This window comes from Proteiniphilum sp. (genome assembly GCF_034331125.1).
Lineage (GTDB): Bacteria > Bacteroidota > Bacteroidia > Bacteroidales > Dysgonomonadaceae > Proteiniphilum > Proteiniphilum saccharofermentans.
The window spans coordinates 19,121-32,133 of sequence record NZ_JAXQGC010000042.1 but is presented as its reverse complement, the minus strand read 5'-3'; the positions used below and the strand labels follow the sequence as shown (position 1 = coordinate 32,133).

The 13,013-nt window shown below is 45.5% G+C and carries 10 protein-coding genes; 6 read left to right on the top strand and 4 right to left on the bottom strand.

What is annotated here, in order from left to right:
• Window positions 1-89 precede the first annotated feature (89 nt).
• From nagB to U2P89_RS10265, 3 genes are all read left to right on the top strand, one after another.
• Window positions 90-899: a glucosamine-6-phosphate deaminase gene (nagB, locus tag U2P89_RS10275; RefSeq protein ID WP_322191351.1), complete on the top strand. Its 810-nt coding sequence runs from the start codon at window positions 90-92 to the stop codon at window positions 897-899.
• A gap of 196 nt (window positions 900-1,095) precedes the next feature.
• On the top strand, window positions 1,096-1,611 hold the full coding sequence (locus tag U2P89_RS10270) for a TlpA disulfide reductase family protein (RefSeq protein ID WP_322191350.1): 516 nt from the start codon (window positions 1,096-1,098) through the stop codon (window positions 1,609-1,611).
• A 20-nt stretch (window positions 1,612-1,631) separates the two neighbouring features.
• Window positions 1,632-2,234, top strand: coding sequence for a thioredoxin family protein (locus U2P89_RS10265; protein ID WP_322191349.1), 603 nt, complete (start codon window positions 1,632-1,634; stop codon window positions 2,232-2,234).
• A gap of 161 nt (window positions 2,235-2,395) precedes the next feature.
• On the opposite strand, the gene U2P89_RS10260 is transcribed toward U2P89_RS10265, so the two are convergent.
• Entirely contained in the window at window positions 2,396-2,740 is a 345-nt protein-coding gene (locus tag U2P89_RS10260; RefSeq protein ID WP_092027029.1) for a GNAT family N-acetyltransferase, read from the bottom strand.
• A gap of 193 nt (window positions 2,741-2,933) precedes the next feature.
• Here U2P89_RS10260 and U2P89_RS10255 point away from each other — a divergent pair, with 193 nt between their 5' ends.
• The 3 genes from U2P89_RS10255 (at window position 2,934) to U2P89_RS10245 (ending at window position 7,066) form a co-directional block, all read left to right on the top strand.
• Window positions 2,934-4,115: a cation:dicarboxylate symporter family transporter gene (locus tag U2P89_RS10255; protein ID WP_322191348.1), complete on the top strand. Its 1,182-nt coding sequence runs from the start codon at window positions 2,934-2,936 to the stop codon at window positions 4,113-4,115.
• A 248-nt stretch (window positions 4,116-4,363) separates the two neighbouring features.
• Entirely contained in the window at window positions 4,364-5,182 is an 819-nt protein-coding gene (locus U2P89_RS10250; protein WP_322191347.1) for an alpha/beta hydrolase family protein, read from the top strand.
• 27 nt (window positions 5,183-5,209) lie between these two features.
• On the top strand, window positions 5,210-7,066 hold the full coding sequence (locus U2P89_RS10245; protein WP_322191346.1) for a PQQ-binding-like beta-propeller repeat protein: 1,857 nt from the start codon (window positions 5,210-5,212) through the stop codon (window positions 7,064-7,066).
• Between the two features lie 37 nt (window positions 7,067-7,103).
• On the opposite strand, the gene U2P89_RS10240 is transcribed toward U2P89_RS10245, so the two are convergent.
• The 3 genes from U2P89_RS10240 to U2P89_RS10230 all read right to left on the bottom strand — a co-directional run bounded on the left by U2P89_RS10240 (window position 7,104) and on the right by U2P89_RS10230 (window position 12,862).
• Complete coding sequence (locus tag U2P89_RS10240) at window positions 7,104-10,472, bottom strand: UvrD-helicase domain-containing protein (protein WP_322191345.1); 3,369 nt, start codon at window positions 10,470-10,472, stop codon at window positions 7,104-7,106.
• 36 nt (window positions 10,473-10,508) lie between these two features.
• A complete protein-coding gene (locus tag U2P89_RS10235) occupies window positions 10,509-10,847 on the bottom strand; it encodes a translation initiation factor (RefSeq protein WP_091907775.1) in 339 nt (112 codons plus the stop codon).
• A gap of 197 nt (window positions 10,848-11,044) precedes the next feature.
• The gene (locus U2P89_RS10230) at window positions 11,045-12,862 is read right to left on the bottom strand and encodes a Na/Pi cotransporter family protein (RefSeq protein WP_322191344.1); all 1,818 of its coding nucleotides are present in this window, start codon (window positions 12,860-12,862) and stop codon (window positions 11,045-11,047) included.
• Window positions 12,863-13,013: the final 151 nt, after the last annotated feature.

Genomic DNA, 13,013 nt, shown 5'->3' with positions numbered 1-13,013 from the left:
TGCGCTCGGCAAAGCAAATAAATTCACTTTGCTCTTGCTTAGCGAAAACGTTCCAAACAATACGTCTAACTGTCAATAAATAAAGAAACATGAGACTTATCATTCAGCCCGATGCCGACCAGATGGCACAATGGGCAGCAAATTACATTGTAGCAAAAATCAATAATGCAAACCCAACGGCTGAAAAGCCTTTTAAATTGGGATTGCCGACCGGTTCATCACCCTTGAATACCTACAAGGCGTTGATCAAATTGTACGAAACAGGACGAGTGTCGTTCGAGCACGTAATTACGTTCAATATGGATGAATATATCGGATTGCCTGCAGATCACCCGCAAAGTTACCACACTTTTATGTGGGATAACTTCTTTCATCATATCGATATTAAAAAAGAGAACGTGCATATTCTCGACGGGATGGCAGAAGACCCTGAAGCCGAATGTGCCGCGTATGAACAGGCAATCAAGGATGCGGGAGGTATCGACCTTTTCCTTGGCGGAATCGGCCCTGATGGGCATATCGCATTCAACGAACCCGGCTCTTCGCTTAGTTCGCGTACACGTGTGAAAACGCTTACCACCGATACGGTGATTGCCAATTCCAGATTTTTTGATAACGATGTGAACAAGGTACCTAAAACAGCGCTGACAGTAGGAGTAGGTACTGTCCTTGATGCTAGGGAAGTGCTTATCCTTGTCAACGGTCATCATAAAGCCCGTGCGCTCTATCACGCCGTGGAAGGATCCATCAACCAGATGTGGACGATCAGCGCCTTGCAGTTGCATGAAAAAGGGATCATTGTTTGCGATTACGATGCCTGCGCCGAACTGAAAGTGGGTACTTACAAATATTTCCTCGATATTGAGCATGATAATCTGAATCCCGATTCACTCCTGTAGTGTATTGGTAGTACATTGCCAATTCTATATAACCGCTACCGTTTAGAAAATAAAAAGTGTGGGCTCCTGCCTGCACTTTTTTCTTGATACCTTAACGTTTTTTACTTGATCCTTAACAAGTTCCGTCGATTGTTAAGTGAACAAGACCCGTTTATTGTTTGTTTACCGAGAAATCACAGTATCAATTGCACAGAAAATGAACAAGGTAAAAAATACATTTCGTCTGCTTCCGGGTTTGCTGTTCCTGCTAATTCCTTTTCTCCTTTTTTCGGAAAACAGGAAAAGCGAAACAGAGATAAAAGTGGTCGATTTCAAACAACTTCAACCTTTGTTGGAACAAGAGGACGACACTATATATGTGGTGAATTTCTGGGCCACATGGTGTGCTCCCTGTCTCAAAGAGATTCCTTATTTTGAAGAATTCGGCGAAAAGTACCGTGACAGGAATGTAAAGGTGCTTATGGTAAGCCTTGATATGCGTAGCCAGTTAGAAACGAAACTGATCCCCTTTATTGAAAAGGAGAAGATGAAGAATGAGGTCATTCTTTTGGATGATCCCAGGTTCAATGATTGGATACCTTTGGTGGACAAGAGCTGGACCGGTGCCATACCTGCTACGCTTATCTATGGGAATGGGTTCAGGAAATTTTATCCGAGAGAACTCACCTTGGCTGAACTGGAAGAGATAGTACAACCTTTATTGGCTAATTAACATTTTAAATGACAGTAACAATGAAACAGTTTTTAATTTTATCAGTTTTGACGTTGAGCGCATTATCGTTGAACGCGCAACCTATCGCGGTCGGTTCCGTTGCACCCGATTTCTCACTGAAGAATATCGACGGTACGACCGTCTCTTTGTCCGATTACGCAAATGAGAAAGGGGTGATGGTGATCTTCTCCTGTAATCCATGCCCTTACGTGATTGCTTATGAAGATCGTATGATCGCCCTGCATAATGAGTTTGCCCCGCAGGGAGTACCGGTAGTACTGATCAACCCGAATGATCCGGTACAATCACCTGCTGACGCTTTAGAAGAGATGAAGAAAAGAGCTGCTGAAAAGAACTTCCCTTTCCCTTACTTGGTGGATGAAGGGCAGCAGGTATATCCGGCCTATGGTGCTACCCGTACTCCGGAGATCTTCCTGTTAAAAAATGAAGGTAATGGACGGTTTGTGGTAGTTTATACCGGAACCGTGGATGATAATTATAAGGATCCAGCGGCTGTGACCGCTCCGTATGCAGCGAATGCAGTACGTGCTTTACTGGCCGGTAATAACCCCGATCCTGCAACAACAGTAGCGATTGGTTGCACTATAAAGCCAAAGGGATAATAGTTTTGGGTTATTAGAACGCAGAATAAATAATGCGGAATTTTATCCGCCGGATTGCAATCCTCCTTTCGGGAAGTATGCAGGTTCCGGCGGATTTTTTGCTTTTTTCAATAGCCGATGTTCGCCTTCAATTTTTTGAAGTTTACTTTATTTGACGACATTCAGTTATTCTTGTCTTTCGGCTTAATACCACAGGCCTCTCCTGTGGGTTCATCTTCGGAACGATACCATATATCGTTGTAATCATCAGGGCGCCTGCGGAATTTTGCCAGGATATAGGAGCATGACGGGATTACCTGATATCCATTCTCCCGTGCATAATTGACCATCTCATTGAATAATCTTCCGGCAATACCTTGCCCTTCCAGTTCTGGACGTACGCCTGTATGATAGGCGTTCAGCAGATTATCTTTTATTTCGAAATCCAGTTCAGCGACCTGCCGCCCTTCCTGTTCAATGAAAAAACTACCCCGGTTACTGTTGTCTATTCTGAATTGTATATCCATATCATTCAATTTTAATTGTGACCTGTTTGTGACCTACTTTATTAAAACATATTCCTCTTCTGATTTGTTGAGTCGTAAAATGCTTTACTTGTTAAGCAAGGAAAAAAGATTGAACCAGTACGGAGTTTGTGGAAATGTTAAAAATGATATCCTTGTGAGTTGAAAATGAGATTTTTGTATTAAATATTATCGTATGAAACGAATCTTTTCAAATACAAGTGTCCGTTTATTTCTGGCAGTAATTGCCGGATTGGTGATAGGCCGGTTCGCCACAGAAGGAGTGATCGCCGTCATCCTCCCGATAAAGCATATATTGGGACAGATCATCTTTTTTCTGATCCCCCTGATTGTTTTCGGATTCATAACTCCTGCCATTACCCGTCTAAAAAGTAATGCCTCAAAGCTCCTCACGCTGTCGCTTATTTTAGCGTACCTGTCATGTGTCGGGAGTTCAGTGTTGGCGGCCTTAGTTGGTTACAACACCATACCATTGATCGATATCACACCGGATGATGAAGTATCAAAAGTGCTTCCACAGATGATATTCCGGTTGGATATTCCGCCTTTGATGCCGGTTTTGAGTGCACTGGTACTGGCTTTTCTGGTAGGTATAGGGATACTTTTGACAAAATCCCGGAAAATAGAGAATGCATTATACGAGTTTCAGGACATCGTATTTGTTATGGTTAAAAGAGTGCTGATCCCCCTTCTTCCCTTTTTTATCGCGGCAAATTTCAGTGTGTTTGCCTATGAAGGAGATTTAGTATCAAGATTACCTGTTTTTTTACTGATCATTCTGATTACAATTCTTTGCCATGCCGCATGGCTCACCTTTCTGTATGTCTCGGCGGGGATATACTCAGGCAAGAATCCCTGGCAGGTGCTTAGATATTACGGACCGGTAGTATTGACCGCGTTAGGATCCCAATCGTCGGCAGCAAGCCTGGGCGTTGCTATCGAAGAGACCCGGAAAAGCCCTGTGTTGAAGCCTGAAGTAAGGGATTTTTCTATTCCGCTGCTGGGTAATATTCATTTTCCCGGATCTGTTTTAGATATCGTATTTCTGGCATTGGCCGTGTCGTATCTGTTAAACGGAACGATGCCGGACATCGAAAAAATGGTTCTCTTTATTCCGCTTCTTGCCATTTTTGGTGTGGCTGCACCGGGACTCCCGGGAGGAACACTTTTTGCTTCACTTGGGCTGATACAGGCTGTACTGGGAATAGGTGAAGAGGGAATTGCCCTGATGATCACTATCTTTGCTTTGCTGGATAGTTTTGGTACAACCCATAATATCACGAGCGACGGTGCTTTGTCGTTGATCCTGACAAAATATTCCGATAAGAAGGAACAAGAATCAATTGTCGATAGATAATAAATCTGTCGGAATAGAACCTGGAGTAATTTGAACTCTAAAATTGAACATATCTTTTTCTGTTTTTTGTATCTTTGGGGAGTTAATGTGCCAATGTGATGAATGTGCTAATATGAATAATAAAAAAGAAGTCAAGAAGTTCAGAAATTGAGAAGTTATTATTTAATTCTTCACTTTTCACTTTTAATTCTTCACTTATAAGTCTTGGCTCTTGGCTCTTGATTCTTGGTTCTAATAATAATGATACAATGAAACGGTGTGTGCTTATTCCCCTGCTATTAGCCTTATTCGTTGTAGGAGTCTTTCCTGCAACGGTCGATACGGTAAGTGTTTTCAGCAAAAAAATGGAAAAGGAAATCAAAACGGTTGTCATTAAACCGCAATCGTATGACGGGGAGAATACTTTCCCCGTTCTCTATTTGTTGCATGGTTATAGTGACCGATATGACGGATGGGTAAATAAAGTGCCTAAAATCAGGGAATTGTCTGATCAATATGGAGTGATTATTGTCTGTCCCGACGGCGCTTTCGGAAGCTGGTATTTCGATAGTCCTGTCGATCCGGCGTTTCAGTTTGAGACATTCGTATCAAAAGAGCTGATTACATGGGTGGATAACAATTACAAAACCGTTGCTTCGCGCGAAGGACGAGCTATTACCGGCCTGAGCATGGGAGGCCATGGCGGGCTCTACCTGGCTTTCCGCAACCAGGATGTGTTCGGCGCATGTGGAAGCATGAGCGGCGGCGTGGATATTCGTCCCTTTCCCAACAACTGGGATATCGCCAAACGGATTGGTTCACAACGTGATTATCCCGAAAGATGGGAAGAAAACACCGTCATGGGATTGTTACATTTGTTGACACCAGATGCATTAAAAATCATTATCGATTGCGGGACGGAAGATTTCTTTTTTGCTGTCAACGAGCGGCTGCATGATGAACTGCTGTATCGGAACATACCACACGATTATATTACCCGTCCCGGGGCACATAACTGGGAATACTGGAGCAATGCAGTGAAATACCAGGTGCTCTTCTTCAGTGAATATTTTAAATCCCGGCAATAAGAGTTTAACCAATCAATAACAGGAAAGATGAAGAAATGGGTATTATCTTGTCTGGCGGTAGGCATCAGCCTGTTGCTTTCCGCCCGGCCTTCAGAACCTTTCAGGTTTGTACTGGTTACCGATATACATGTCAGCAATCCTGAGAACAATGAAGATCTCCGGCGTACGGTAAGAGACATCAATTCGCTTACAGATATCGCTTTCGTGATTGTATCGGGAGATGTGACCGAATTCGGTTCATACGATGAACTGCATACAGCGAAAACGATGCTGGATAGTCTGAACGTTCCTTACTATACAATTCCCGGGAATCACGACTCTAACTGGTCGGAAAGTGGAACCAACGATTTTTTGCGGATTTTCGGCAATGAAACATTCGGCTTTGAGTATAACGGTTACAAGTTTCTCGGACTGGCATCAGGTCCCAATATGCGTATGGGACCGGGGCAGATACCACGGGAGAACCTCACCTGGTTTTTTGAAGAGCTGGAGAAAACCGATACCGATATGCCTGTTATTTATGTGAACCATTATCCTATGGATAACGGGTTGAATAACTGGTTCGAAGTGATGGATGCGCTGCGGCCCTATAATGTACAACTGATGCTGTGCGGACACGGGCATGCCAATCGGGCAATGAATTTCGAAGGAATCAATGCGGCGATGTGCCGCTCCAACCTGCGGGCCAAAGAAGAGTATGGAGGATATACTATTATCACTGTGGATGCCGATTCTATTACTTTGCAGGAACGCAAAGCTTCGGGCGAGACACTTGCTCCCTGGCTTACCTACCCGGCAGGACAACGGCCTAAATGGGAGACCAATCCCCCTCGTCCCGACTATTCTTTTAACCGGAATCATAGCTATGTTTCCGAAATATGGAATATACAGGAAAAAAGCGATATGGGTAGCGGCATGGCACTCCATAACGACCTACTGATATATACAAACACGGCCGGAGAGGTCAAGGCGGTAAAGGAAGGGGATGGTACCACGGTATGGACCTATAAGACCGATGGCAAGATCTATTCTACTCCTGTTGTACATGAAAACCGCATATGGGTTGCCTCTTCCGACTCCTACCTGTACGGACTGCGTGTGCAGGATGGAAAAAAACTTTTCCAACTGAAAAATGATAAAGCAGTGGTTTCCTCTCCTGCTTGCTCCGGAAACAAGGTGATGCTCGCCGGTGGAGACGGTCACTGCCGGGCATGGGATGTATCAACAGGAAAACTCCTTTGGGAATTCGACAGTGTGAAGAACTTCGTGGTGACCCGTCCGCTTGTGAAAGACGGGGTGGTCTTTTTCGGCAGTTGGGGCAATGAATTCTATGCCCTTGATATTGAAACCGGAAAATCCCGCTGGATATGGAACAGCGGACACTCGAACCGGATGCTGTCACCCGCACAGGTGGTGCCCGTTGCAACGCATGGACGGATCTACCTGGCATCCCCCGATAGGTATATGACTGTTTTGGATGAAGTGACAGGAGAGGTGATATGGCGGTACAATGATCCGGAAAACAGGGTGCGTGAGTCAATCGGCATCTCGGAAGACGGTAATACTGTCTACGCCAAGACTATGGATGGGAATATCCTTGCTATTGATGCGACTGTACCGTCACGGCAGGTAAAATGGATCTCTTCGGGAGAGGATATGGGCTATGAACTTACCCCTACGCCGGTGGTGGAGAAAGATGGTGTCGTCTATGCGCCCACCGATAAAGGGTTGATCTATGCCTACCGCGCTTCTGACGGTGCGTTTCTCTGGAAGTACCGTATTTCCAACGGACTCATCAATATGATCCTGCCGACGGACGGTAACGAATTATTTGTCTCGGCAATGGACGGCCGGTTAGTGAAGTTAAGAGTGAGCCCTTATTGAAGAAATACCCTTTCCCTGGTATTTGCCCCTATTCCCTTCATCCTGGCAACGGGCATTCTACGATCTTTCCCGATTTCACATAAAAGACGTATCCCGATACGTTTTCGTATCCCATTTCCTGAATGGGTTTTACATACCGTTGCACTTGACGGATGTATTTAGTCTCTTCCGTCTCGCCGAACTTGTAATCGGCTACGATCACTTCGTCGGGACCGATCATTACCCGGTCGGGGCGGCTGAATCCGGTATCGGGATGTAGCACCTGGGTCTCATTCAGTATGGTATATTTGCCGGAATACCAGTCTGAGATCTCCGGTCGGGATAAGATCTCTGTCAAACGATGGATCGTATTTTCCCTTTCTTCTTCTGCCAACTCCCCTGCGGAGACCTTTTGTTCTACTGCCTGCGGAATATCCGCCAGGGTCTTCACATTGCTTACAATGTCGTGCATCATCGTGCCATAATCGCGGCTGCCATCGTCACTGAAATAGCCGATGGAATTGAATCGCAATTGTAGCCGGTCGCCGAAAGGAACCGAGTGCCATTTTCCTGTCTTATCGCTGTCTGCAACTGCTTTTTCTTCCGGTTTCCGTACTGTTTCCGGTTTGCCATATTCAAAAACAGATTCTGTCTCTCCCTCGCTGAAGTATTCACTTAATGGAATATAATTTTTCCCGGAAGCGGAGGGTTTAGAAGCGGTCGGTTCCGGAAGGGCAAGCATAGAGGCCGGTGGTTCCGGGTCGGCAGGTATAGTGGCAGTAGGCTCCGGATCGGGTAGGGAAGCAGTGTCGGTAATACTTCTCCATAAAAGATCTGCTGCATCAGAAATGGTTTCCGGCTTTCGGGGAATAGGGGCAAATGCGATGAGCCGGTGTTTAGGACGGGTAAATGCCACGTAGAGCAGGTTCAGGTTGTCGATATAGGTAAATCGTTTTTCTTCCAGATAGCTATCCCTGAAGATGGTGTCTTCAAGTCCTTTTCCGTATTTCAGCGGCGCGACACCCAAAGCGTTGAACGGTGCGGATCCGGGTTTGCACCAGATAATATCGTTATGGTACGTATTGTGGTCCATACCCCAGCTCACAAACGGCATGATCACGGCACCAAATCCCAATCCTTTCGATTTGTGGATGGTAATCAACCGGATGGCGTCCTGGTCTTCCGGAGAGAAAAGGGCTTTCCTGTGGCCGGTCTCATCCCACCAGTCCAGAAAGTCGTTTAAATCCGCAGTAGCACTCTCTTTGAATTTAAGGACTATATCCAGAAAAGCCTGTACATAGGCATTCTCTTTGGCATCCAATGCATCGGTCGTCAATGTGAAGAAATGCTCGGTCATTTCGTAAAAAGGCATGGATACCAGTTCACCGAGATGACCTTTTATCTCGTCGGGGAAATCGCCGCGGCCCTCTTCACGATAGAACTGTAGCGCCTCGTCCGGAGAAGAGCGGCGTTGAAATCGGTAGAATTCGTAGATTGCCATCATTCTGCAAATTTCATCTTTCGGGTTCCGGAAATGTCGCATCAGTGCGATGATGGCTTTCACGCTTTGGGCACTGCGGACAAGAAGCGCTTCATTGGAAATAATATCGTAACGGTAAGGCGATTCCGGGTGTTGTTCGCGGTAAGACAACAGTGTCTCAGCTACCTGTACCGCTTCATGGTTCCATCGTACTACTATGGCGATGTCTTTCAGAGCGAACCCCTGATCCTGGAGTGCTTCGATCTCCTGCGGCAGCCGCTCCAGTACATCTGCTTTCCAGTCTGTCTCCTTATCATCCTTCAGAAAGGTAATCCTCACTTGTCCGCCACTGTCCGCTTTTTTTGGAGGAACCTGCTGATAGAGGTCGGCGTAGGCATTAGTGATTTGTGTATCAATGTTGTGCCCGTTATTGCCACCCCCTTCTGTATGTTGCGGACTTTCGGAGGAGGTGTTAAAATCGTTTTGCAGGTTGATAGCGGCTTTCGTGAAAAAAGCATTATTGAATTGCACGATATGTGCATCGCTTCGCCAGTTAGTATCTAATACATGCTCCCGGATATTGTCGGCCTGAAAATCCTCTTTTACCTGTTCCTCGAGCAAACGCCAGTCGGAATTGCGGAAACGGTAGATACTCTGCTTCACATCACCCACGATCAGGTTTAGGTTTCCGGAGGCAAGGCTTTCTCCGATCAACGGCCGGAAGTTTTCCCATTGCATACGCGAGGTATCCTGGAACTCATCTATCATATAGTGATGGACGCGGGTGCCCGTCTTTTCATAAATAAAAGGGGAGTCGGTACCGGCAATGATGTCGTTCAGCAGCTCTGTTGTATCGGAGAGAAACAGGGTATTGTTTTCCTGTTGCAGTTTGCGCAGTCGTTGTTTGATGTCGTTGAGGATACCTAAGGTATAAAAATTACGGAGCAGATGCTTTGCAGTCTGGTATTCCCGGTCGTTATCGGAAAGATAGATGATCTGCTTTACACATTCGTTGAGGCCGTCGCTGTAAGCCGATCGGATGGCATTCTCTTTCTCCTTGCCGCTGTACCACAGGTCGATATTGTCTGCCAATGCGATAAGGCGTGTGGATGGTTTCTCCACGTTTCCACCTGCCAGTTTGGTGAATAGCAGGAAACCGGAATTCCTTTTGTGTTTGAAGTCGTCATACGATAATCCGTATTGCTGCATGATGCTGAGCGCCTTTACTCCTATCGATTTCACCTCGTTCTCGTAGCTCTTTACGATACGCATAAGCATCTGTTTGTAGGCCTCGAGCTGTTCCTTATCCTGAATGGTCGACTGCTCCTCATCGGTAAACGATTTATATGTCTCGTTGAACAATTGCTTTGCCAGATCCAACACCTGCCGGTCGATCTTCCAGCTTTTCCCCTCTTCTATATTATGCTGCATGAATCGGAGGAGCCATTCCGCCAGCGTCTTGTTCTCCGGTTTATCCAGTTCGGAAAGCATCAGGTCGATGGTTTCGGTCAGCAGGGATGTCTCATCCAGCTCGATATTGTATCCCCCCGCCAGACCGGTCTCACGGGCAAAGGTGCGCATGGTCTGCTGGAAAAAACGGTCGATGGTACTGATAGAGAAAGATGAATAGTCGTGTAGAATAGTTTCCAGAACGGTTTTTGCTTTTGTGCGGACATCTTCCTGACGCATGGAGAAATCGTCCATCAGTTCCGCCAGATAAGAGGAGTCTGCACCCGAAGCCAGCCGGTACAACTCTTCCACGATGCGCGACTTCATCTCATCGGTCGCCTTGTTGGTAAAGGTTACGGCCAGGATGTGGCGGTGGTTGTTCGGTGCTGAAAAAAGCAAACGGAGATATTCACCTGTCAGACGGTGTGTTTTGCCCGATCCGGCAGATGCTTTGATCACGTGGAGCAGATGTCTGTCTAATGACTGCTGATTTTCCATCGATCGTTCTGCTGTGTTGTGAACCGATTTCCGTGGTTAGATGATACGTGATTTGGCATATCCTTCCTTCTGCAGGATACCCAGTACCTTCTCGCGGTGATCGCCCTGGATGATGATCTCTCCTTCTTTGGCCGATCCGCCCACGCCGCATTTTGTCTTCAGCATCCTTCCCAGTTCCTGCAGGTCGTCATCACTTCCGATAAATCCGGTGACAAGCGTTACAGCCTTTCCTTTGCGGTTCCGTTTGTCGAGGCTGATGCGAAGCAACTGTTTCTCTTTTGGCTGTGTATTCTCTTCCTCACTACCCTCTTTCTGGTAGTGGTAATCGGGATTGGTGGAGTAGACAATATCTAATCTTTTTTTCCAATCGTTCATATTGTTACGGAATTTATGTATTCAATAAATTTAGTCGTTTTGAGTCGCCTTCGCTCCTCGATTTTCAATTCTCGCAATGACATAATCCAAGTAAACTTGTCTTCTGTTCATATTGCTTAACGAAAACGTTCGTCCCACATGCAATGCGGCAACTATATCCTGTTGCATGCCGGAACTACGAAGGTACACATTTTCCCTTAAATATGCTTTACCTCTAACGATTCAATCACGTTCATGATATAATCTCCCATCCGTTCACATTCCGAGACGATATCCATATAGAAAACGCCGTTTTGATATGAGTAGAGATTCTGGTTCAGATTCTCTACGTTCTCACGCTTCAGGAGATTCCGCTTTTCATTGATACTGTTTTCGATATGTTTGCTGTGCAATAATTCCGATTCCGTTATTTTTTGATTTTTGAGCAGGACCTGCATGTTTTCAAATGCCTTATCCAACAGTTCGTACATGCAGTTGATATTGGTGATAATAATTTCTTCAAAAACAACATCGGCTTCCATCTTTCGTTTCAAATGCCGGGCAATATTACAACTTGAGTCGGCAATGCTTTCTATTTCCGTCACTCCGCGGAGGATGGCACGTACGCGCTCTTTACTCTGATTACTGAGCCTTCCCTCTGCCACTTTACCCAGATAAGAACCTATCTCGACCTCCATCTGGTCGCAGATATCCTCATATTTCTCAGTACGGTTGTACAGTTTAAGGAACTTCTTGTCGTGATGATTCAAATTGGTTAATTTCTTAACGAAACCAAACATTTTCCGGACACGCTGCACATATACTTCCACCTCTTTTTCAGCCTGGAGGATGGAAAGTTCATCTGTAGAGGCCATTCCCGTGGAGATATACTGAAGTATGAATTCTTCGTCGTCTTCTTCGCCTCGTTTGGGTCTGATAACTGCGAGACATATCTTTTCATACAATTTTACAAACCATATCATAATGAGTACATTACAGATGTTGTAAAGTGTATGGAATAGCGATAAGCCATACGAGGTAGAGGCTTGATAATTAAGATATTCACTTTGCAAGGCGGCAAGTTCGGGCGAAAGTTCCGATCTGGAAAGTGTAGTGATCTGTGTGTATTCCTCGGGTGAGAGCGAGGCGAGAAATGACTGCATCCCGTCGGGATGGACGGATGTAATTCCTCCAATGATCGTGTCGACAAGCTCCACAAAGAAATTAAACGCGATTGTCAACCAGACAAGGCCTAACACATTGAATATGAAATGGGCGAATGCGGCCCTTTTTGCCGAGATATTTGCAGGAATAGCCGCAAGATTAGTGGTAAGGGTTGTGCCGAGGTTTTCTCCCATCACCATCGCGGCGGCACTTGGAAAGTCGATCCATCCTTTTGCTGCCATGATCAGGGTAAGGGCAACCGTAGCACTCGAAGATTGGACGATGACTGTCAGTATGGTACCGACAATCAGGAAAAATAACATGGATAGAAGTCCCCTGTCAGTAAAGTTTTGTAGGAAAGATAATACTTCGGGATTGTTTTGCAGGTCGGGCATGGAATTTTGCAGAAAATCAAGCCCCATAAAAAGAAAGGAAAATCCAAAAATGAATTCTCCCAATGATTTATTTTTGCTTTTTGAGGAAAAGATAAGCGGAAGCGCAATCCCCATCAAAGGAATCGACAATGCACTGATCGATAACTTTCCGAATCCGAAGAGGGCAATCATCCATGCGGTAAGTGTGGTTCCGATGTTGGCACCCATGATTACGCCGATGGATTGAACCAGACTTAGTAACCCTGCGTTCACAAAACTCACTACCATTACCGTGGTGGCGGATGATGATTGGATAAGGGCGGTGATTAGTATCCCGGTCAAAACTCCCGCCAGACGGTTTTTTGTCATTGCTGACAAGATATTCCTGAGTTTATTACCGGTAAGTTTTTGGAGGCCTTCGCTCATGATTTTCATCCCATAAAGGAAGAGTGCCAGCGAACCTATAAGCTTTAAAAAATCGAAGAAACTGTAGTCCATGTTCGAAAAATAGCGTATATTAGCGTGCAAATATAGTGAAAGCCGAGAGAAATGCCAAACTTGTTTGAGCATTTCCGAGGCGCCTCCTATATTATTCAAATATAGTGAAAGCCGAGAGAAATGCCAAACTTGTTTGAGCATTTCCGAGGCG